A 19,936-nucleotide genomic window follows, 5' to 3' on the forward strand; every position below is an offset into this window, starting at 1 on the left:
CCGTCCCGGCCGACGTGCGGGTCGCCCTCGCAGCCGACCGATGGCGGCCCGAACGGCTGACTGCCGCATCGGTCCTTCCGTGGAGGGCGAGCCGACGCCACGACCCGCGCCCCAAGATCGACTATTCGCCCCTTTCCTACTCCTTTATCGGGCATAAGCGAAAGACCCGACAGGCGAGCAACACGCGCTTGATGACTGGCAGGGCGTAATGGGGAGGCGGATCACCGCAACTTGTGGCGCATGCCACCAACCAGGCCGATGGCAACTCGCGCTCCTCTTTCTAGCCTCGGCGGGTGAGTCCCGACGACCCCCTCGACCAGAAGCTGACCCAGGATCGACAGGCCACCGCTGCGGACGATCCCGCCTCAACCGAACGGACGATCGGCCGTCATCGCGCCCCGGAGCGGCAGCGCCGCGGCGGCCGGGCCCTGCTCGCCTCGACCCCCGTCCGGGTGGCCCTCGCCACCGGCGTGACCTGCTGCCTCGGCGCCGCCGCGTTCGCCGGCACCCGCGGCGACACCGACACCCCTCGCGAGCCCGTGGCCGAGGCGGTGGCCGAGCGGGCCGCCACCGACGAACGCGCCTCCCGCGCCCTGGACCGGGCCGCCTCCCCCGCCCCCGTGGTCAGCGCCAGCCCGACGCCCAAGCCGACCCCCTCGGCCACCCGCAAGGCGCCGGCCAAACCGGCCAAGCCGGCCCGCCCCCGCCCCGTCGCCGGGCTCACCCAGGCCCAGATGGACAACGCCAAGATCATCGTCGACGTGGGCGAGGACCTGAAGATGCCCCGCCGGGCCCTGGTGGTCGCCGTGGCCACCGCCATGCAGGAGAGCAACCTCTACAACCTGGCCAGCGACGTGCTCCCGGAGTCCCGGCAGTACCCGCACCAGGGCAGCGGCTCCGACCACGACTCGGTCGGCCTCTTCCAGCAGCGCCCGAGCAGCGGCTGGGGCACGGTGCGGGAGCTGATGCGCCCCGCGTACGCCGCCCGGGCGTTCTACGAGGCGCTGCGCGAGATCCCGGGCTGGCAGGAGATGAGCGTGGCCGGCGCGGCCCAGGCCGTGCAGGTGTCCGCCTTCCCCGACGCGTACGCCCAGCACGAGGGGCGGGCCACGACGATCGTCGCCGCGCTGACCTGACGCGGCGCGCGGGGTCAGCGGATCCCGGCGCGGCCGCCCGGCGGCTCGCTGGACGCGTCGGCGCCACCACGAGCGGCGATCCGCGTCGCCGGCACGCCGCCGCCGGTCAGCCCGGCCGCGGCGGTCGGGGTGTCGGCCGGCACCGGCTCGCCCGCGAGCCCGCCGAGGATCTGGTCCGCCCGGGCCTCGCGCCGCCGCCGGGCGTACAGCGCCGCCTCGAAGTCCCGGCGGGCCTGCACCGCCTCGGCGTAGACCCGCTCGCGGACCTGCCGGGCCTCCTCGCGGGCCGCGTCGAGCTCGAAGCGCGCCTGGGCCAGGATGTCGGCCGCCTCCCGCTCGGCGCCCCCGACCCCGTACCGGCCCACCCCCCGGTCGCCGAGGTCCAGCCGCTGGAGCAGGCCGCACAGCGCCGACGCCTCGTCACGGATCTCGTCCCACTCCCGACCGCCCCCGGCGGCGCCCTCGGCCCGGGCCGCGAGCCGGGTCAACCGGATGCCGAGTTGGTCGAGGCAGGAATCGACCTGCCGCTGGTCGTAGCCGGTCTCAACGACGGAGAACCTCATACTGTCGCCCCCCAGGCAGCTGGTAATTCTTCCCCACCTGGATCCTCGGCGCTGGCGGCGACCGCCGAGGGGGTTCCGGAAAAATGTTCAGCATGCGAGCGCCGACGCGGGTCGGGCGCCTCGCGGGGTGTCGGTGGGCGGCCCGGCGTGGACAATGCGGCGGGCGCGCCCAGGCGGGCGGTGCGGCGTCAGGTGCGCTTCGGCAGCACGACCACCCGGCCGAAGAACTCGTCGATGCGGCGCACCACGTCGTTGAAGTCGTCCAGGTCGATCGGCTTGGTCACGTAGGCGTTGGCCTGGAGGGTGTAGCTGCCCACGATGTCCGTGTCGGCGTTGGAGGTGGTCAGCACCACGATCGGGATCGTACGCAGGTCCTCGTCGCCCTTGACCGCGCCGAGCACCTGCCGCCCGTCCATCCGCGGCATGTTCAGGTCGAGCAGGATGACGTCGGGGCGCCGGGCCTCGGTGTGCCGCCCCTCCTGGCGCAGGAACTCCATCGCCTCCTGGCCGTCGCCGACGACGTCGATGACCTTGTCGACGTCGGAGTCCGCGAGGGCCTCCTCGATCATCAGCACGTCGCCCGGGTCGTCGTCCACCACCAGGATGCGAACGGGACCCAGCCTGTCTGCGCGCATCGCTACCTGCTTCGTGTCGGTGGTACGGAAGACCGTGCGGTCCTCGATGCTGGCGGGGAAATGTAGCCCATCAACCGGCGGCCTGCGCGGTCGGGTCGGCCGTGTCGGGTTCATATCTCAGCACGTCGGCCAGCCCGGTCACCTGGAGCACCCGGTCGACCCGGCCGCTGGCGCCGGTCACCCGCAGCCAGCCGCCGTCGGCGGCGACACGATTGTCGCCCCGGACGAAGGCGGCGATCCCGGTCGAGTCGCAGAAGACCAACTCGGTCAGGTCGACCAGCAGGCGCCGCTCACCGCCGTCGACCAGCCGGTCGATCGCGGCGTTCAGCTCGGGTGCGGTGCTCAGGTCGAGTTCGCCGGCCAGGCGCAGGCAGGTCCCGCCGCCCTGGCGATCGGCGTACGTGACGGTGAACGTCACCCTGGTCCCCCTCGCTCCACCGCAGGCGGATGCTTGCAGTGCGGCAAGTATAAGCAGGGTGCCGGCCGGGGCCGCAGCGCGCTCAGCGCGACCCTGCGCCGCCCCGCGCGGCCACGGACGAGCGGGCCGCCTCGAGGAACCGCGGCGCGGGGGAAGTCGTGCAGGACCCGCCCGTAGTGTTCCAGAGCCGACCCCGGCGCGGGGGCCGGCACGCCGCGACTGGTGAGGATGTCCACCAGCCAGTCGACGAACTCGGCGAACAGCGAGCCGTCGTCGACGTAGAGCGCGGCGGCCAGGAAGTCCACGATGTACCCGAGGTCGTCCCCCAGCACCATCGTGGCGAACCGCCCCTGGCCCTGTGCCTGGGTGGTCTCCAGCAACGCGTCGTTGAGCAGCCTCAGCAGCCGCCCGGGCTGCGACTCCACCCGGTGCAGCGCCTGCAGACACTGGCGCAGCTGGCCGGTGAAGACGGCCGCCTCGACGCCCTTGCCGGAGACGTCGCCGAGGAAGAAGACCGAACCGCGTCCGGCATCCGCACGGCGCGGGTTGGCCCCCCGACCCTGGGACCAGGGGTCGGGGGGCCGGAGTGAGGCTCAGGTCGCGGTGACCGGCTGGAGCCGGGGCCCGGTCGACCGCCGCTGCCGGGCCCCTGGCGGCTCGGCGTCCTCGGGTGGTCCGGAATCGGGAGTCTGGAAGAGATAGCGGACGAACTCCCCACCCGCCTCGTTGTCGTCCGCACCGGGCCACTGCCCGATGCAGTCCACTCCGACGACCTCACGGCCCGAGCCGTCGGCCTCCTCCAGCAGCGCCCACAGGCTCACCGGGTAGCAGCGGGTGTCCTCGGGCGAGAGACGCCAGCGGGCGTACCAGCCGGGTCGGGCGGGGACGATCTCGACGATCCTCTTCATCACGACCTGTCCTTCCGCGTCCGATCGGAAGTGCTCCGGTCCGCTGCGATCGTCGGGCCCCGCCGGGTGATCGCCCCTCACCCCCGCCGGATGAAGCTCCCGCCCCTGCCGAGGGTCACCGGCCCGGGCCGCCGACGTCCGTTTCGGTGGCGGCGACGGCGGGAAGGCGACCGGCGGAAGCGAGGCACACCAGCGGAAGCGAGGTGTCACCATGCGCAAGCAGATGGAGGGCGACAACCAGCGCCGCCGCACGCTGGCCCGCCAGGCCCGCGAGCGCGGCATGCAGGCCAGCGAGACGGGGGCCAGCCTGAGCGCCTCCAAGCAGCTCACCCACCTGGACCGGGGCAAGCGCGCCGGGCCGCCGCCGGCCGGCAGGCGGCACAAGCCCGACACCACCCGCGGCGGGCCGGCTCCGCCGCCGGCCGGCGTCCCCGAGTCGCCCCGGCCCACCCCGGATCCGGGCCTCGCCGCGCCGGGCGTGACCCCGATGGGGTACCGCGCACTGGTCGACGACGTCGTCCGCCGCACCGGGGCCGACTTCCGGACCGCCAAGGTGGGGGTCGAGTCGACGGTGCTGGTGCTGGCCTGGGCCCTGGACGAGGCGGAACGGCGGCGGCTGCTCGCGGCGGTGCCGACGAAGTTGCACGACGTGGTCCCGGTGGACGGCATCAGGCGGCGCCAGGACCTGCCGGGCTTCCTGGCCGAGGTGGGCCGGATCAGTGGGCGCACCCCGGAGCAGGCCCGCTACCAGGCCGAGGCGACCGTGGCGGCGCTCGCCGACCACGACGGCGACCTGGTCGAGTCGCTGCACGTGCCCGACGGCCTGCGCGAGCTGCTGCAACCGCCGCCGGTCGGCGGCGGGGTGGTCGGCGCGACCACCGCCACGCCCCCGCTGAGCGACGCGGACCTGCGGGAGGCGCTCGCCGGGCTGCCGTACTGGTCCGGCGACGGCAACGCGCTGTCGCGCACGATCCAGCTGCCGGCCGACAACCTCGACCGGGTACTGGACCTGATCGACCAGCTGCGGCAGGAGACCGGGCGCGGGCCGCGGATCGGCCGCCCCGACGCGACCACCGCCGTGGTGACCGTACGGTCCCGGCGGGCCGGCGCGGTGACCGTGGTGACCGCGATGGACGTGGACCTCGCCCACGCCGTGGACGACGCGATCGAGGAGGCGGGCGCCGGGATGGCCACCGGCTGACCCGGCGCGGGCCGGCGGGCGACCGCCCCGCCGGCCCGCCCCCGAGGCTCGGCTAGCGTGCCGGAATGGACGTCGACGCGCACCGGCTGGAGCTGGTCGTGGACCCGGCCCGACCGACCGGGCGCACACTGCTCGCCGCGGGCGTGGAGCAGTCCTACGTGGACGTCGCCGACCCCCGCCACCTCCACTTCGAGTACGTACGGCGAATGGCCGCCGTGGCGGACCTGGCAGCGCCGCCCGGCCGGCCGCTGGACGCGCTGCACCTCGGCGGCGGCGCGCTGACCCTGCCCCGCTACCTGGCCGCCACCCGGCCCGGCTCGGCGCAACTGGTCGTCGAGCGGGACGCGGCCGTGGTCGACCTGGTGGCGCGGGAACTGCCGGCCCTGCCCGCCGACGTCCGCGTGCGGGTGGCCGACGCCCGGGACGCGCTGACCGGCGCCCCGCGCGGCGGGTACGACCTGGTGCTCGCCGACATCTACCGGGCCGCCCGGATGCCCGGGCACGTGACGACCGTCGAGTTCGCCGCCGGGGTGGCCCGGGCCCTGCGCCCGGACGGTCTCTACCTGGTCAACGTGACGGACCTGCCGCCGCTGGTCTTCACCAGGGTGCAGGCGGCCACCCTGCGGGCCGTCTTCGCCGACGTCTGCCTCGTCGCCGACCGGCGGATGCTGCGCGGCCGGCGGTACGGCAACCTCGTCCTCGCCGCCGCGCCGCGCGCCGGACGGCTGCCGGTGGCCCGGCTGGCGGCCCGCGCGGCGCGGGATCCGGTGCCCGGCGGGGTGCTGCACGCGGCGACCCTGGACGCGTTCGTCGCCGGCGCCCGGCCCGCCACCGACGCCGCCCTCGCCGCCACCGACGAGCCACCACCCGGCCCGGCCTGACCGCCGAGGGCTCGCCCGCCCACGGGTCCGGGACGCGGTCGAGTCGCCCGGTGGCCCCGGGCAACGGCGGATCCGGCGGGGTGCGGCGCTGGTCAGCGGGCCCGGACGGCCACCTCGGGCGAGGAGCTTTCCAGGGGCACCGCGTTGGCCGGAACCAGGCCGAGCTGCACCGCCGGGCGGGGCAGCGCCGCGTCCAGTATCCAGTCGGCGCCCACCCGGGCCCGGTTGCCCGGCATCGCCAGCAGGTGGTAGCCCCGGGTAACCACCTTGGCGGGCAGCCCCGACAGCGACACCTTCAACGGGTTCGCCGCCGCGTCCTTGCCGCCCAGGTCGACGACCCAGCCCAGGTCGTAGTGCTTGTACGCCTTGCGCCGCCCCTGCCCGTAGGAGGCGGCGATGTTGTGCGCGGCCAGCTTGCCCTGCCGCTGGGCGTGCTGCGCGGTCATCGCGCAGATCTGCCCGGGCCGGGTCGGGTCCGGCACCGCGGCGGCGTCGCCGCAGGCGTACACCTCGGGGAAGCCGGGGACGCCGAGGTACTCGTCGACGACCAGGCGGCCCTTCTCGGTGCGCAGCCCCAGCTCGGCGACGAACGGGTCGGGGCGCACGCCGACGCACCAGACGAGGGTGCAGGTGGGGACGTACTCGCCGTCGGTGAGCTTCACCCCGTCGGCGGTGGCCTCGGCCACGGAGGTGCCCATCCGCACGTCGACGCCGCGCCGGCGCAGCACCCGGTCGGCGGTGTCGGACATCCGCTTGTCCAGCTCGGGCAGGACCCGGGGCGCGACGTCCAGCAACATCCACCTCGGGCGGATCTTGAGTCGGGGGCGTTGGGAGACCAACTCGTCGGTGAAGAGCTGGCCGTGCGCGGCCACCTCCGTGCCGGTGTAGCCGGCGCCGACGACCACGAAGGTGGCGCGGGCCTTCTGCTCGGCGGGGTCCTCGGCCTGCTCGGCCAACTCGATCTGCCGGACCACGTGGTCGTGCAGGAAGAGCGCCTCGGGCAGGCCACGGAAGCCGTGCGCGTACTCGGTGACGCCGGGGATCGGCAGCAGCTTGTTGACGCTGCCGACGGCGAGGACCAGCCGGTCGTACGCGAGCCGGTTGCGGTCCCCCTCCGGCTGGGTGAAGCCGACCCAGCGGTTCTGCAGGTCGACGTGGTCGGCCTCGCCGATGACCACCCGCACCCCGTCGAGGGTCCCGGTCAGCGGCACGGAGATCCGGGTCGGCCCCACGACGCCGGCGGCCACCTCGGGCAGCAGCGGGAGGTAGAGGAAGTAGTCGGTGGAGTTCAGCAACACGATCTCGGCCCGGTCCCTGGCCAACCGGCTCAACGTCTTCGCCGCGTGGTATCCGGCGAACCCGGCCCCCACGATCACCACCCGAGGTTTCGTCATTGCGGCCCCGTTCCCACACCACGCCCCGACAAACATGGCAGATCGGGCAATCTCAGCACCCGCCCACGTCGGATCACCCGGGCCGGGTGGGTTCGTCTCACCCGGCCCGGATGCACGCTGGTGGTCCACCCCGACGATGGGAGGACTGCGCCATGAGCATGCCGATGTCCAACGACCAGCGGCAGCCGATCTACCTGCGGCAGAGCGGCCGGAAACACCTCACGCCCCGGCAGCGGCGGCGCGTCGAGCACAAGCAGGGACGGATCGAGCGCCTCGGCGGTCAGCGCCCCGAGGCGCGCCGGCCCGGGCGCTGACCGCCTACGGCCCGGCCCGGGCGCTGACCGCCTACGGCCCGGCTGGGGCGGTGATCGCCCACCGCTCGTGGTCGCGCCACGCCCCGTCGATGAACAGGTACTCGGGTGAGTAGCCCTCCAGCCGGAAGCCGAGCCGGCGGGCCACCCGGCGGGACGGCTCGTTGCCCGGCTGGATGTTCGTCTCCAGCCGGTGCAGGCCGAGCGTGTCGAAGGCGTGCGCGACCACCAGGCCGATGCCGGCCGAGGCGTGCCCGGTGCCGCTGTACGGCAGAAAGGCGGCGTAGCCCAGGTATCCGCCGCGCAGCGCGCCCATGAGGATCCCGCTGATGTTCACGTACCCGGCGATGGCGCCGGAGGCCCGGTCGCAGATCAGGTAGCCCGCGTGGTCCCGCCGCCGGATCTTGGCCAGGTACGCGGCGTACCTCGTCGGGTCGTCGGGGGCGGAGAGCCAGGGGTGGTGCAGGTCCCGGCTGCGCCGGGCCGCCGCGACGAACTCGGCCTCGTCGGCGGGCCGGGGCCGGCGGATGCCGACCGGCCCGGCGGTACGCAGGTATCTCACGGCGGACAACTGTGGCCGCCCCCACCGGCGATGTCCAGCGGATTGCGCCCGATCGCGCCGCGAGCCGTCACCCGCCGCCGGTGCGCTCGACGGTGTAGTGGATGGTCTGGGCGACGATCCAGCCCTGCTCGATCAGGAACGAGTCCGCCCCGTCGCGGACCCGCACGCCGTCGGCGTCCGCCGTCCACTCCAGGAACGCCATCCGGCCCTCGACCAGCTTGTTCGTGTACGCGTACCCGCCGCCGGGCAGCTCCTCCTCCAGCCAGCGCGCCAGCTCCCGGACCCCGGCGTGCCCCCGGAACACGCCCCGGCGCTCCAGCACCACGCAGGACGGCGAGACGTTGCGCGCCAGGTCCTCCGCGAACCGGTGCTCGGCGGCCAGCCGCAGGTGGTCCTCGAACACCTCCCGCGCCGACCGCGCCCGCAGGTCCTCGTCCACCGCCCCACCTCCGCCCGTCCCGGCTGCCGGGCCCGCCCCGCCCCCGTCCGGGCCCGCCGTCACAGCGGGCCCGGGTGCGGCTGGTCCAGCGGCATCGGCACCTGGAGGAAGGTGGCCCCGCGCAGATCCAGCCAGGCCCGGTCGGGCGAGCGGACCAGCCGCAACATCACCTCGGCGCAGTTCGGGCAGCGGGCCACCAGCCCGGGCGCGTGCGAGTAGACGTGCAGGCCGGCCAGCGGGCCGAGCGTGCCGCAGTGCGCGCACCGCCCGCTGGCGGCGCTCAGGTCGACGGCGAACAGCTCCCGCAGCGGGCCGTCGAGCATGTTGCCGTCCAGGTACGACAGCTCGGTCATCGGACACTCCTCCTCGACGCTCAGCCGGTCGGGCCGAACCGCTCGGTCTTCACCCGCCGGCTCGCGTGGCCGAGCCCGACGAGCAGGTCCGCCACGGTCTCCACGAAGCCGGTCGGGCCGCAGACGTAGCAGAGCGGCTCCAGCTCGGGCGGCCAGCCGTGGCTGCTGACGTCGGCCAGGCCGATCCGGTGCGGCTCCCCCCGCCAGCCCTCCGGCGCCTGGCGGGTGTACACGTACGTCACGTCCAGGCCCCGGTCGTCGCGGACGCGGGCGCGCAGCTCGTCGGCGTAGAACACGTCGGCGGGGGTGCGCACCGAGTAGAGCAGCCGGAACGGCGCGCGACTGTCGGCGGCGCGGCGCGCCCGCACCATCGCCATCAGCGGCACCACGCCCGAGCCGCCGGCCACCAGCAGCACCGGCGCGGCCTCCTCCGGCCGCCAGACGAACCAGCCGCCGACCGGGCCGCGCACCTCCACCGGGTCGCCCTGGGCGTAGACGTCGACGAGGTACGGCGACACCTCGCCGTCGGGCATTCGCTGCACGGTCAGCGCGATCCGGTCCCCGTCGGCCGGTCCGGCCAGCGAGTACGACCGCGCCGCCTGGTACCCGTCGGGGGCGGTCAGCCGCACGTCGACGTGCTGCCCGGGCAGGTGCCCCGGCCAGCCGGGCACCTCCAGCACCAGGGTGTGCGCGGTCGGCGTCTCCACCCGGCGCTCGGCGAGCCGGGCCACCCGCCACCGCAGCGGGGCGGTCAATCGCCCTGGTACCGCTGCTCACGCCACGGGTCACCGTAGTCGTGGTAGCCGGCGGTCTCCCAGAACCCGGGCTGGTCCTCCGTGGTGAGCCGGATGCCGCGCACCCACTTGGCGGACTTCCAGAAGTACAGGTGCGGCACGAGCAGCCGGGCGGGGCCGCCGTGCTCGGCCGGCAGGGGCCCGCCGTCGTACGAGTGCGCCACCCAGGCCCGCCCGCCGCGCAGGTCGGCCAGCGGCAGGTTGGTGGTGTAGCCGCCGTACGAGTGGGCCTGCGCGTAGTGCGCGCCGGTGTCGATGCCCTCCAGCAGCGTGTCCAGGGAGACGCCCTGCCAGTCGGTGTCGCGCTTCGACCAGCGGGTGACGCAGTGGATGTCCACCGTCGGGGTCTCCTGGGGCAGCGCCATCAGCTCGTCCCAGGTCCAGCGGAACTCCACGCCGGACTCGGTGGAGATGAGGAACTCCCAGGTCTCCAGCGGCACCTTGGGTGTCGGGCCGGCGGAGAGGACCGGGAAGTCCTCCGTCAGGTACTGCCCCGGCGGCAGGGCCGGCTCCGCGGAGCGGGGCCGGCCCTGGAAGCCCGGTGACACGATTCCCACCCGTCAGTCGTACCACCCCGGGTGGGTCGGGCAGGCGTGGTCGGCCGGAACGGCACCGCGGCGGGTGACGCTCAGCGCCGCTCGACCACCACTTCCTTCCTGCCCGGCGCGGCGCCGCGGGTGGCCCGGAGGCTGGTGAGCGTGACGATCACCAGGACGCCGATGATGACGCCCAGCGAGGCGAGGGTGGGGATCTCCGGCACGCCCGCCCAGATGCCGTGCGCCCAGTGCAGGCCCAGCTTGACGCCGATGAACGCCAGGATGATCGCCAGACCGTAGCTGAGGTGGACCAGCCGGCTGAGCGCGGCGTGCAGCACGAAGTAGAGCGCGCGCAGCCCCAGCAGGGCGAACGCGTTGGTGGCGAAGACCAGGTACGGGTCCTCGGTGATGCCGTACACGGCGGGCACCGAGTCGACGGCGAAGACCACGTCGGTGACGAGCAGGGCGACCACCACGAGGGCGAACGGGGTGAGCGTCCGCCGTCCGGCGAGGCGCACGGTCATCTTCGTGCCGTGGTACTCCTCGGTGACCGGCATGAACCTGCGCAGCAGCTGCACCGAGCGCATCTTGTTGATGTCGACTTCCTGCTCGTGCCCGGAGAGGGCGTCACGCAGCAGCTTCACGGCGGTAGCGATCAGGATGACCGCGAAGAGCAGGAAGGCGAAGTCCAGGGTCTGCAGGGCCGCCGCGCCGAGGGCGATGAAGACCGCGCGCAGCACCAGCGCCCCGACGATGCCGTAGAGCAGCACCCGCTGGGCGAGCACCGCCGGCACCGCGAACGCGGCCAGCAGCAGCATGAAGACGAACAGGTTGTCGACCGAGAGCGACTTCTCCACCAGGTAACCGGTGAGGTACTCCACGCCCTGTTCGGAGCCGTAGCGGGACCAGACCCACGCGCCGAAGGCGAGCGGCAGGGCGATGTAGAACGTCGACCAGCCCAGCGCCTCCCGGATCGACACCTCGTGCGGCCGGCGGGTGACCAGGAAGTCCAGCACCAGCAGGGCGAGCACGGCGGCGATGGTGACGCCCCACAGCGTGGGGGTGCCGACCGAGTGGATCTCGGTCACGGCAAGGTACGGCAAATCGGACATGGAGCCTCCTCGAACACCCTGTCATGTTCGAGGTCTCCTTCACCCACCGTTCTGTGGGCAACCACCCGAGGCGTGCTCCGGGCACGCCGTACTGACCGGGATGGCTCGTGGGAAGTACTCCCCTCGTGGCGACAAGGTTATGGCAGGCTCGGCGGGCACGGCAAACGGGGCACACGGGATCACGCGCGCCCCCGTCGAGCGGGCACGCGGGGCGGTCGCCAGGGCCAGGACGTCGAAGGCGAGAACCAGGACGAAGCGCAGGGTGCCCTCGACGAACAGCGACAGGGCACGCCACCCGTACCGGCCGGGCGGCGGTCAGCGGGCGGCGACGGCGGCGAGCACGGCGGCCACGTCGAGGTCGGCCATGCACGCCGGGCCCGCCGCGTCGAGCGGGCAACGCGCCTCCCACCAGCACGGCTGCTCCGTGATGGCGGTGGGGCGCCGGTGCGGGCACCCCGGCAACCCCTGGAGATCCGTGCCGCCCATCCCGTACCGCCGGGCGTCGGTGGGGCCGAACAGCGCGACCGTCGTGGCGCCGGCGGCGGAGGCGAGCCGCACCGGCCCGGTGTCGGACCCGACCACCACCCCACCGCGCCGGCCCACCGCGGCGAACTGGCCGGCGAGCGTGGGCAGGTCGGACCGGGGCAGCGGCACCCCGAGCGGCGCGTCGGGGTCGACGGGGCCGACCGTGAGCACCGGGTGACCGCGCCGAGCCAGCTCCCCGGCCAGGGCCCGCCAGCGCCGCCCGGGCCACCGCTTCACCGCCATCCCGACGTCGGTCACCAGCACCACGGGCGGCGCGAGCGGCTCCCCCACCAACCGGGCCACCGCCCGCTCTCCGGCGCGACGCGCGTCGTCGTCGACGTGCACACGCGGGCGGGCGGACCGGTCGGCGGCGTCCAGCAGCCCCTCGGCGTGCAGGATCTCCAGGTAGCGCGAGCCCACCGGCTGGTGCGGTGGCGGGCCACGCCACAGGTTCGTCACCGCCCGCGCGGCGGCGGCCTCCAGCAGCTCCGCGATGCCGTCGTAGCGGGTGGTGCCGACCGCCAGGTCCGGCCGCGCCGCCGCGAGCGCCTCGACCACCGCCTCCCGTTCCGCGCCCGGCCGGCCGTGGCGGGGGGTGCGCACCTCGGCGACCGCCGGGTCGGCGCGCACCAGCTCCGCCCCCGGGTCGTGGGTGAGCACCCGCAGCCGCGCGCCCGGGTTGCGGCGGGCCAGGCCGTGCACCGCCGGCAGCAGCATCAGCAGGTCGCCGATCCCGCCGAGCAGGTCCACCACCAGGATGTCCGCGTACGCCTCAGGCACCGGCCCGCCCCAGCGTCCGCGCGTAGAGGTCGCGGTGCGCGGCGGCGACCCTCGGCCAGGAGTACGCGGCGGCGAAGGCCCGCCCCCGCTCGGCGAGCCGGCGGCGCAGCACCGGATCGGCCAGCAGCCTGCCCACGGTGCGCGCGATCGCGGCGCTGTCCCGGCGCCGCCCGATCACCGCCACCGCCCCGCCCCGGCGCAGCTCGTCGTCGGCGGGGTCGGGCACCGTCACCGCCGTCGGCACGCCGTGCGCCAGCGCGGCGAGCAGGGCGCCGCTCTTCGTGCTCACCCCGGCGGTGAACGGCAGCACCGCCACGTCGGCGGCGTGCAGCGCGGCGGAGACCCGCTCGGCGGGCAGATGCCCGGTGAATGTCACCGCCTCGGCCACCCCGCACCGGCGGGCCAGCCCGGTCAGCTCGGCGCGGAACGCCCGCGCCTCCGGCTCCGGCAACGCCTGCGAGGTGAACCCGCCGACCACCAGCAGCCGCAGTTCGGGGTGGTCGCGCCGCAGGTCGGGCAGCGCCTCGACCAGGTGCCGCAGCCCCTTCACGGGGTGCACGAAGCCGAAGAAGGCCAGCAGCGGGGCGCCCTCGGGCAGACCCAGCTCGGCCCGCAGGCGCCACCCGGCGGTGGCCGCGCCGACGTGGTCGGCGACGTTCGGGGCGATCGGGATGTGCGTCGGGGCGCGACCGGTGCGCGCGCGGACCACGTCCCCGTGGCCGGGGTTCGTGACGATGACCGCCGCGCTGGCCGGCACCAGCCGGCCCGACTCCCGGTCCCAGCAGCGGGCCCGCTCCGCCGCCGACCAGAGCCGGCCCGGCAGCCAGCGTGGGCAGGCCCACCACCCGTACTCGTGCAGGGTGGTGACCAACGGCACCCGCCTGGGCAGCCGCCACGGCAGCAGGCCGGGCTGACCGGAGAACCGGTACGCCGACGGCGCGAACTGCACGTGCACCACGTCGGGGGCCAGCTCGCGGACCCGGCGCGCGGCCCGGACGGTGGCGGCCCGCCAGCCGCCCCGGTCCCCGTCGGGACGCACCGGCACCGGGGTCACCTCGACGCCCACGTCGTCCAGCGCCTCGACCAGGTGCGCCACGTAGTCGCTGACGCCGTCGGCGTCGGGCCGGCCGGGACCGTGCAGCATGGCCACCCTGATCCGGTCGTCGACCACGCCACCTCCCGCCTCTCGCCCGGCGGGTTCCCGGCCCCTTACGGCGCAAACGCGCAGCGCCTATCGTGTGCCGATGACCCCTATCGTGTGCCGATGACCGAGGACGTGCCGGCCGGCCCGCTGGCCGGCGTACGGGTGGTCGAGCTGGCCGGCATCGGGCCCGGCCCGTTCGCCGCGATGATGCTGGCCGACCTGGGCGCGGACGTGGTCCGGGTGGACCGGGCCACCGATGTGGACCCGGGTGCGTTCGGCAGCCCGCACCCGGACCTGCTCAACCGGGGGCGCCGCTCGATCGGGGTGGACCTGAAGTCCCCCGGCGGCCGGGAGGTGGTGCTGGCCCTGGCCGGCGGCGCCGACGCGCTGATCGAGGGCTTCCGGCCGGGGGTGACCGAGCGGCTCGGTGTCGGCCCGGCGGAGTGCCTGGCGGTGAACCCGCGACTGGTCTACGGGCGGATGACCGGCTGGGGGCAGGACGGCCCCGCCGCCCCGTACGCCGGACACGACATCGGCTACGTGGCGCTGACCGGGGTGCTGCACGGGATCGGGCGGCCCGGGGAGCGCCCGGTGCCGCCGATGAACCTGCTCGGCGACTTCGGCGGCGGCGGGATGATGCTCGCCCTGGGCCTGGTCTCGGCCCTGTACGCGGTGCGCGGCGGCGCGCGCGGCCAGGTGGTCGACGCGGCCATCGTGGACGGCGTGGCGGTGCTCAGCACCCAGATCCACGCGCTGCGCCGGCTGGGCATGTGGCAGGACCCGCGTGGGGTGAACCTGCTCGACGGCGGCGCCCCGTTCTACGACACGTACGAGTGCGCCGACGGCCGCTATCTGGCCGTCGGCGCACTGGAGCCGCAGTTCTACGACGAGTTGGTCCGGCGCAGCGGTTTTCCGCTGCACCCGGACGAGGCGCTGGACCGCACCGACCCGGCGAACTGGCCGGCGCTGCGCCGGGCGTGGGCGCGCCTGTTCCGCACCCGCTCCCGGGACGAGTGGACGGCGCTGCTGGGCCAGTCGGACGCCTGTGTGGCGCCGGTGCTGGACTGGCGGGAGGCGCCCGAGCACCCGCACCTGGCCTCCCGGCGCACCTTCGTGGAGCAGGACGGGGTCACCCAGCCGGCCCCGGCGCCCCGCTTCTCCGGCACGCCGACGGCGCTGCGTCGCCCGCCGCCGCAGCCCGGCGAGCACACCGACGAACTGCTGGCCGAAGCGGGCTTCGACCCGGGCCGCGTCGCCGCCCTGCGCGCCGCCGGCGCGGTCGCCTGACCGCCGCCGGTCGTGCCGGGTCGGTCGGGGCGGGTCACACCCCGACGTCCGACCGCCGTGCCGGGTCGCGGGACGGACGGTCGGCGGGCAGGTCGGCCGGCCGGTCAGGAGCGGCGCAGGGTGGCGCCGGGAGCCATCGCGGGTTCCACCAGCATCCGGTAGTCGCGCGGCAGCTGGGTGGCCACGTCGTCGAACTCACCGCCGGTGATCGCCTCGCGGAGCGTGATGAAGACCGCGCGGGCGGCGTCCCTGGCCGCCGACTCGTCGACGCCGGCCCGCACGGCGATCCGCGCGACGAACTCGGCCGCACCGAACCGGTCCGCCGACTCCGTGCGCGGCCTCGGCTTCATCACCACCTGCAACGGCTTGGGCAGCTGCGCCGCCAGGTCCAGCACCTCCCCGCCGGTCAGCCGCTCGGCGAGGGTCTCCAGCGTGGCCCGGGTCAGCGCCACCGCCTGCTCGGAGGACATGCGGGTGCGCCGGGCGACCTGGTCGACGAAGGTGTCGTAGTTCATCCGTGGCTCCTTCCGCGCCTGCGTCGGCTGCGCGTACCCGGTGCCCCGTCCGGGAAACGGCGGCGAATTTCCCCGCCGGACGGCGCGTGACGGACCGCCGGGCGGGTAACCGCCGCCGGTCGTGACCGGATCGATGCCCGGAGGAGCCGACACCATGGCGAGTTACGCCGACGTGCTGCAGTACCTGTCGAGCCTGGACTACCCGGCCGGGAAGGACGACGTGGTACGCGAGGCCGAACGCGAGGGCGCCCCGCCGGACGTGTTGCAGGCCCTGCGGGCCCTGCCACCGGTCGACTACGCCAACGGCAACGAGGTGGCCCGCTCCGCACACATCGACGCCGCGCCCGAGGTCGGCCCGTCCCAGCGGGCGGCGCAGGCCCGGGAGCGGCACCAGCGGGTCTCGCAGCACCTGCGCGGCATCTGAGCCTTGCCGACGCCTCGGCTGACCGGCGGCGGCGCCTGCGAGGGCGGGACCGGTGGGTGACGGTCCGCGGCCGTACGGGCACACCCCGGCCGCCCTCCAGCTCACCGTGATGGGCGTGGTCGGGCTGCTGGCCGGCGGCCTCACCGCGCTGACGGCCTCGCTGGAGCTCGCCCCCCTGGTCGGCTGGGACGCTGCCGCGCTGAGCTGGCTGGTGCTGGTCTGGCACAAGGTGTGGCCGATGGACGCGAGCCGGACGGCCCAGCTGGCGGTGTACGAGGACCCGAACCGGGCGGCCCGCGACACCCTGCTGCTCGTCGCCTGCCTGACCAGCCTGCTGGCGGTCGGCGTCGTGGTGACCCGCGCCCACCAGGGGCCCGCCACGACCCTCTGGAACGTCTACAGCGGGCTGGGCGTGCTCAGCGTGCTGCTGTCCTGGCTGGTGGTGCACACCGTGTTCGCCGCCCGGTACGCGCGGATCTACTACACCGGGCCGGACGGTGGGGTGGACTTCAACCAGCCGGAGCCGCCGCAATACTCCGACTTCGCCTACCTGGCGTTCACCGTGGGGGCGACCTTCCAGGTCTCCGACACCTCACTCACCTGCAACGAGATGCGCCGGACGGTGCTGCGGCACTCCATGCTGTCGTACCTGTTCGGGGCGTTCGTCATCGCGGTGACGGTGAACCTGCTGGCGGGCCTGGCCAGGTGAGCGGGTAGCAGCCGGACAGGCGGGCGCCCCGGCCGCGAACCGCGAACCGGGGCGCCACGCAGAACCTGACCGACGGTCGACGAGGCCCGAACCGGGCCGCGACCACCAGGCGGTTGATGTACGCCCGAACCGGGCGGTCATCACTGCCGAGATCATCATACGATGCGCCATCCCCCGTTCGGAGGATTATCGGCGAACTGTGGGCCAGCACACCGCGCGCGTCAGGGGGTCAGCTCCGCGTACCGCTGCTCCAGGTCGACCCGGGCCAGCGCCCCGACCAGCCAGGCGAGCCGCTCGGACTCGCCGCTGCCGGCCAGCCCCGCGAGGTCGTCGGCGGAGCGTCCCAGCCCCAGCCGGCGGGCCGCGACCAGCGCCCTGCGGTCGGCCACCGGCGCCACCTCCCGCCACAGCGCCTGCGCCTCGCGCAGGAACAGGTCGGCCACGGCGGCGTCCACGCCGGGCAGCTCGGTGAGCAGCTCGCGCTCCCGGGCCGGGTCGTGGTGCGCCACCGCGCGCAGCCGGCGCAGGTCGCCCCGGTAGCGCTCGACGACGGCCCGGGCCAGGTCGCCCAGGGTGTCGGCGAGCGCGTCGACGTCGCCGCGCTGGCCGCTGTCGCGCAGCACGCGCACCCGGTCGGCATGCAGCGAGCGGGCCAGCCGGGCGGCGCTGTCCCAGCCCGCCTCGGGCAGCGCGTGCGCGGTGTCCAGGGCACGCCGGAAGTCGCCGCGCCGGGCTAGCAGCACGGCGAGGCAGAGCACCTGGAACAGGCTCGACGGGTTGTTCGTGACCCGGAAGCCGTACTGCTCCGCGAAGCCCCGCCCGCTGCCGGCGAGCCGGCGCACCAGTCGCTTCTTGTCCTCAATGCGGGAGATGGTCGGCATGCCGGCGACTACCCATGTCGGGCCCGGCCACGCCTGCCCGGGTCAGCCGAGGACTCCCCCGCTGCGGTCGCGCGCCTTGAGCCGGGTGGTGGGCAGTGCCGGGGCGGGCAGCGGCGGGGCCGGGTCGTCGGCGACGACGCCGAAGCGCCGCCCGGCCATCCAGTCCTCCCGGGCGGCGGCGACCTCCTCGTGCGAGCGGCCGACGAAGTTCCACCACATCACCAGCGGCTCCTCGAAGGGTGCCCCGCCGAGCAGCAGGAGGCGGCTGCCCACCTCGCCGGTCAGGGTGAGCCCGTCCCGGCCGGTGCCGAGGTAGAGCAGCGCCCCGGGGGCGAGCGACACACCGTCGACCTCGGCGGCGCCGGACATGGCCAGCAGCGCGTACTCGAAGTCGCGCCGCAGCGGCAGCGTGGCCGGCGCGGCCCCGCGCACCTCGAGCTGCGCGCCGAGCAGCGGGGTGTGCGTCACAGCCGGCGACCGCTCACCCTCCATCTCGCCGACCAGCAGCGTGACGTCCAGCTCGCCGTCACGCCAGCGGGGCAGGTCGGCGTGGTGGGCGAAGTCGGCCGCACCGGCGCGGGCCGGGTCCGGCAGCGCCACCCAGAGCTGCACGCCGTGCATCAGCGGCGGATGCCGATCGGGCGACCGTTCGGAGTGCGCGATGCCGTGCCCAGAGGTCATCACGTTGAGCTGGCCGGGGCGGATCGGCTGCACGTTGCCGAGGCTGTCCCGGTGCAGGATCTCCCCGTCCAGCAGCCACGTCACCGTCTGGAGGCCGGTGTGCGGGTGCGGCGGCACCTCCATGCCGGGCCGCTCGGCCACGTCGTCCGGGCCGAAGTGGTCCACGAAGCACCAGGCCCCGACCATCCGCCGCTGGCGCTGCGGCAGCAGCCGCCGCACCGTCGTGTAGCGGCCCAGCGGCACGTCGTGGCCCGGCAGCAGGACGCTGCCGGGATCGGCCGTGGCCACGCCGGGCGGGCGGGTCTCCGCAGGCATTTTCTCGGTACGCTCCACCAGCCGACTGTACGCCCGGCATCGTGCCCGCCCCGGACGGCCACTCCCCCGGCCCCGACGCGACGATGTCTCCTGCCGCGACGCCGCTCATCGCCCGTCACCTCCCAGGGCCGACGAGGGAGTCCGCGTCCGGCCCCACCCGATCACCGCCCCGCTGGCGGGAGAGACGCCGAAACGCCGCTGGCCGGCACCCCCGAACAGGGGTACCGGCCAGCGGCATCGTTCGACTGTCGTCACTTGTTCCAGTGCTCGGCGACCAGGTCGGCGGCCTGCTGCTCCCACTGGGCGTAGTGGTCCGGGTACGCCGACACCTGCACGGTCTGCGCGGCCTCGGTCAGCGGCATGTCCTGCCACCCGTCGACCTGCTTCAGACCCTTCAGGAACGCCATCGTCGAGTACTCCGGGTCGGTGATCTGCTCCACCGTGCCCCAACCCGAGGACGGGCGCTGCTGGAACAGGCCCTGCGAGTCGTGGTCGTTGCGGTCACCCAGATGACCCAGGTTCTCCAGCTTCGACTCCTGCAACGCCGTCGCGATCGACACCACCGCGGCCCGCTCGTCCATGCCGGCCTTCTTCGTCGCCGCGATGATCGCCTTCACGTTACCGACCTGCTCATCCGACAGGTCGATCCGCGACTGCGCACCCTGCACACCGTGCGGGATCAGCTTCGCGGTGTCCACGGCCGGCTTGTCGGCCTGCACCGCCACAGCCACGGGCTTACCCGACTCGACCGTCGGGGCGGCGTGAGCAGCAGCCGGACCGGCGAACACACCACCGGCAAAGGCCAGACCAGCAATACCCAGAACGCTCTTACGCATGATCGTGTTCATCAGACGCTCCATTCGGGGGTTGGCACCACATTGCCGAGGGGGGGTCGGCGAAGGGGTGCAAGCACCGTCCGGCGCTCAAAGAACTACGGGGGATCCGGCGTCTCGCGCCGGGAAGATCAGAACCAGCCGCCTAGCGGGGCGGGGGATGCCCCTCGCCGGGCCGGGACCATGTGTAACGACCGGCGGCCCGCCATCATTCCGGGCCCGGGGCCCGCGCACCAGCCCGTCGGGGCGGCGCGGCCTTGCTCGGCCGTACGCATGGTGTAACGACCCCGCCCCGGCCACGATTCCGCGCCCACGATGCCCCCGGTCACACCCCGAAACCGGACCCACGGGACGCCGCCACCCCGGCCCCTGTCGAGCTGCCCTCACAGATGGGGCACACGGTGCCGCCGCAGCCCGCCGGGTCTGCTGTGGCACGTGATCTCGCGGAACGAGGCAGCTCGACGTCAAACGGACATCCGGACACGACGGCGCGCCAACGGACATCCGGGCACGGACGGCCCGCGACCACCGCCGGGGTGTGGCCCGCCGTGCCCGGCGCAGGGATCAAGCCTGACCGCCCGGAGCCGGGCACGGCGGGC

Annotated in this window: 24 protein-coding genes and 1 pseudogene; 7 read left to right on the forward strand and 18 right to left on the reverse strand. The window is 74.8% G+C overall.

Annotated elements, in window-relative coordinates:
• Positions 1 to 293 precede the first annotated feature (293 nt).
• Positions 294 to 1,136 carry a hypothetical protein gene (locus ABZ793_RS31215; RefSeq protein WP_357463814.1) on the forward strand — a complete coding sequence of 281 codons (843 nt, stop codon included), beginning with the start codon at positions 294 to 296 and terminating at the stop codon, positions 1,134 to 1,136.
• A gap of 14 nt (positions 1,137 to 1,150) precedes the next feature.
• Here the strand turns inward: ABZ793_RS31215 and ABZ793_RS31220 are convergent, their stop codons facing one another.
• The 5 genes and pseudogenes from ABZ793_RS31220 to ABZ793_RS31240 form a co-directional block, all read right to left on the reverse strand.
• Positions 1,151 to 1,699 (reverse strand): ATPase, encoded by a 549-nt coding sequence (locus ABZ793_RS31220; RefSeq protein ID WP_357463817.1) that lies wholly within the window; start codon positions 1,697 to 1,699, stop codon positions 1,151 to 1,153.
• A gap of 188 nt (positions 1,700 to 1,887) precedes the next feature.
• A complete protein-coding gene (locus ABZ793_RS31225; RefSeq protein WP_357463820.1) occupies positions 1,888 to 2,334 on the reverse strand; it encodes a response regulator in 447 nt (148 codons plus the stop codon).
• Between the two features lie 70 nt (positions 2,335 to 2,404).
• Complete coding sequence (locus tag ABZ793_RS31230) at positions 2,405 to 2,752, reverse strand: STAS domain-containing protein (RefSeq protein ID WP_357463823.1); 348 nt, start codon at positions 2,750 to 2,752, stop codon at positions 2,405 to 2,407.
• Positions 2,753 to 3,075: 323 nt separating this feature from the next.
• Positions 3,076 to 3,273 (reverse strand): annotated as a pseudogene (locus tag ABZ793_RS31235) (SpoIIE family protein phosphatase); the annotation flags it as partial.
• A 72-nt stretch (positions 3,274 to 3,345) separates the two neighbouring features.
• Positions 3,346 to 3,660, reverse strand: a complete 315-nt coding sequence (locus tag ABZ793_RS31240; protein ID WP_350712205.1) for a hypothetical protein — start codon at positions 3,658 to 3,660, stop codon at positions 3,346 to 3,348.
• 211 nt (positions 3,661 to 3,871) lie between these two features.
• Between ABZ793_RS31240 and ABZ793_RS31245 the strand changes: the two genes are divergently transcribed.
• A complete protein-coding gene (locus ABZ793_RS31245; RefSeq protein ID WP_357463827.1) occupies positions 3,872 to 4,861 on the forward strand; it encodes a DUF2267 domain-containing protein in 990 nt (329 codons plus the stop codon).
• A gap of 65 nt (positions 4,862 to 4,926) precedes the next feature.
• Positions 4,927 to 5,742 carry a fused MFS/spermidine synthase gene (locus tag ABZ793_RS31250; protein WP_357463830.1) on the forward strand — a complete coding sequence of 272 codons (816 nt, stop codon included), beginning with the start codon at positions 4,927 to 4,929 and terminating at the stop codon, positions 5,740 to 5,742.
• 92 nt (positions 5,743 to 5,834) lie between these two features.
• On the opposite strand, the gene ABZ793_RS31255 is transcribed toward ABZ793_RS31250, so the two are convergent.
• On the reverse strand, positions 5,835 to 7,136 hold the full coding sequence (locus ABZ793_RS31255) for an NAD(P)/FAD-dependent oxidoreductase (protein WP_357463833.1): 1,302 nt from the start codon (positions 7,134 to 7,136) through the stop codon (positions 5,835 to 5,837).
• Between the two features lie 152 nt (positions 7,137 to 7,288).
• On the opposite strand from ABZ793_RS31255, the gene ABZ793_RS31260 reads away from it, so the two are divergent.
• Positions 7,289 to 7,450, forward strand: a complete 162-nt coding sequence (locus ABZ793_RS31260; RefSeq protein WP_350712201.1) for a hypothetical protein — start codon at positions 7,289 to 7,291, stop codon at positions 7,448 to 7,450.
• A gap of 31 nt (positions 7,451 to 7,481) precedes the next feature.
• On the opposite strand, the gene ABZ793_RS31265 is transcribed toward ABZ793_RS31260, so the two are convergent.
• The 8 genes from ABZ793_RS31265 to ABZ793_RS31300 form a co-directional block, all read right to left on the reverse strand.
• Positions 7,482 to 8,009 carry a GNAT family protein gene (locus ABZ793_RS31265; protein WP_357463836.1) on the reverse strand — a complete coding sequence of 176 codons (528 nt, stop codon included), beginning with the start codon at positions 8,007 to 8,009 and terminating at the stop codon, positions 7,482 to 7,484.
• A 67-nt stretch (positions 8,010 to 8,076) separates the two neighbouring features.
• A complete protein-coding gene (locus ABZ793_RS31270) occupies positions 8,077 to 8,448 on the reverse strand; it encodes a hypothetical protein (protein WP_357463839.1) in 372 nt (123 codons plus the stop codon).
• 59 nt (positions 8,449 to 8,507) lie between these two features.
• Positions 8,508 to 8,801, reverse strand: coding sequence for a DUF6510 family protein (locus ABZ793_RS31275; RefSeq protein WP_357463842.1), 294 nt, complete (start codon positions 8,799 to 8,801; stop codon positions 8,508 to 8,510).
• Positions 8,802 to 8,821: 20 nt separating this feature from the next.
• Positions 8,822 to 9,556 carry a ferredoxin reductase gene (locus tag ABZ793_RS31280; protein ID WP_357463845.1) on the reverse strand — a complete coding sequence of 245 codons (735 nt, stop codon included), beginning with the start codon at positions 9,554 to 9,556 and terminating at the stop codon, positions 8,822 to 8,824.
• A complete protein-coding gene (locus ABZ793_RS31285) occupies positions 9,553 to 10,143 on the reverse strand; it encodes a sulfite oxidase-like oxidoreductase (protein ID WP_350712238.1) in 591 nt (196 codons plus the stop codon). Before ABZ793_RS31285 ends, ABZ793_RS31280 begins: the two co-directional genes overlap by 4 nt.
• Before the next feature lie 80 nt (positions 10,144 to 10,223).
• Positions 10,224 to 11,243: a TerC family protein gene (locus ABZ793_RS31290; protein ID WP_357463848.1), complete on the reverse strand. Its 1,020-nt coding sequence runs from the start codon at positions 11,241 to 11,243 to the stop codon at positions 10,224 to 10,226.
• A gap of 315 nt (positions 11,244 to 11,558) precedes the next feature.
• Positions 11,559 to 12,548 (reverse strand): glycosyltransferase family 9 protein, encoded by a 990-nt coding sequence (locus ABZ793_RS31295; protein ID WP_357463851.1) that lies wholly within the window; start codon positions 12,546 to 12,548, stop codon positions 11,559 to 11,561.
• On the reverse strand, positions 12,541 to 13,719 hold the full coding sequence (locus ABZ793_RS31300; protein ID WP_357463854.1) for a glycosyltransferase family 4 protein: 1,179 nt from the start codon (positions 13,717 to 13,719) through the stop codon (positions 12,541 to 12,543). The genes ABZ793_RS31295 and ABZ793_RS31300 overlap by 8 nt, the downstream gene beginning before the upstream one ends.
• Positions 13,720 to 13,812: 93 nt before the next feature.
• On the opposite strand from ABZ793_RS31300, the gene ABZ793_RS31305 reads away from it, so the two are divergent.
• Positions 13,813 to 14,979 (forward strand): CaiB/BaiF CoA-transferase family protein, encoded by a 1,167-nt coding sequence (locus tag ABZ793_RS31305; protein ID WP_357463857.1) that lies wholly within the window; start codon positions 13,813 to 13,815, stop codon positions 14,977 to 14,979.
• 104 nt (positions 14,980 to 15,083) lie between these two features.
• Here the strand turns inward: ABZ793_RS31305 and ABZ793_RS31310 are convergent, their stop codons facing one another.
• A complete protein-coding gene (locus tag ABZ793_RS31310; RefSeq protein WP_357463860.1) occupies positions 15,084 to 15,494 on the reverse strand; it encodes a DUF2267 domain-containing protein in 411 nt (136 codons plus the stop codon).
• A gap of 154 nt (positions 15,495 to 15,648) precedes the next feature.
• Here ABZ793_RS31310 and ABZ793_RS31315 point away from each other — a divergent pair, with 154 nt between their 5' ends.
• On the forward strand, positions 15,649 to 15,918 hold the full coding sequence (locus ABZ793_RS31315) for a DUF2795 domain-containing protein (RefSeq protein ID WP_357463863.1): 270 nt from the start codon (positions 15,649 to 15,651) through the stop codon (positions 15,916 to 15,918).
• A gap of 52 nt (positions 15,919 to 15,970) precedes the next feature.
• Entirely contained in the window at positions 15,971 to 16,627 is a 657-nt protein-coding gene (locus ABZ793_RS31320; protein WP_357463866.1) for a DUF1345 domain-containing protein, read from the forward strand.
• Between the two features lie 221 nt (positions 16,628 to 16,848).
• On the opposite strand, the gene ABZ793_RS31325 is transcribed toward ABZ793_RS31320, so the two are convergent.
• The 3 genes from ABZ793_RS31325 to ABZ793_RS31335 all read right to left on the reverse strand — a co-directional run bounded on the left by ABZ793_RS31325 (position 16,849) and on the right by ABZ793_RS31335 (position 19,352).
• Positions 16,849 to 17,508 carry a hypothetical protein gene (locus ABZ793_RS31325; protein ID WP_357463869.1) on the reverse strand — a complete coding sequence of 220 codons (660 nt, stop codon included), beginning with the start codon at positions 17,506 to 17,508 and terminating at the stop codon, positions 16,849 to 16,851.
• A 42-nt stretch (positions 17,509 to 17,550) separates the two neighbouring features.
• Entirely contained in the window at positions 17,551 to 18,522 is a 972-nt protein-coding gene (locus tag ABZ793_RS31330) for a pirin family protein (protein ID WP_357463872.1), read from the reverse strand.
• 233 nt (positions 18,523 to 18,755) lie between these two features.
• Positions 18,756 to 19,352: a hypothetical protein gene (locus tag ABZ793_RS31335; protein ID WP_357463875.1), complete on the reverse strand. Its 597-nt coding sequence runs from the start codon at positions 19,350 to 19,352 to the stop codon at positions 18,756 to 18,758.
• Positions 19,353 to 19,936: the final 584 nt, after the last annotated feature.

It is taken from the genome of Micromonospora sp. NPDC047465, assembly GCF_040643125.1.
Classification (GTDB): Bacteria; Actinomycetota; Actinomycetes; order Mycobacteriales; family Micromonosporaceae; genus Micromonospora.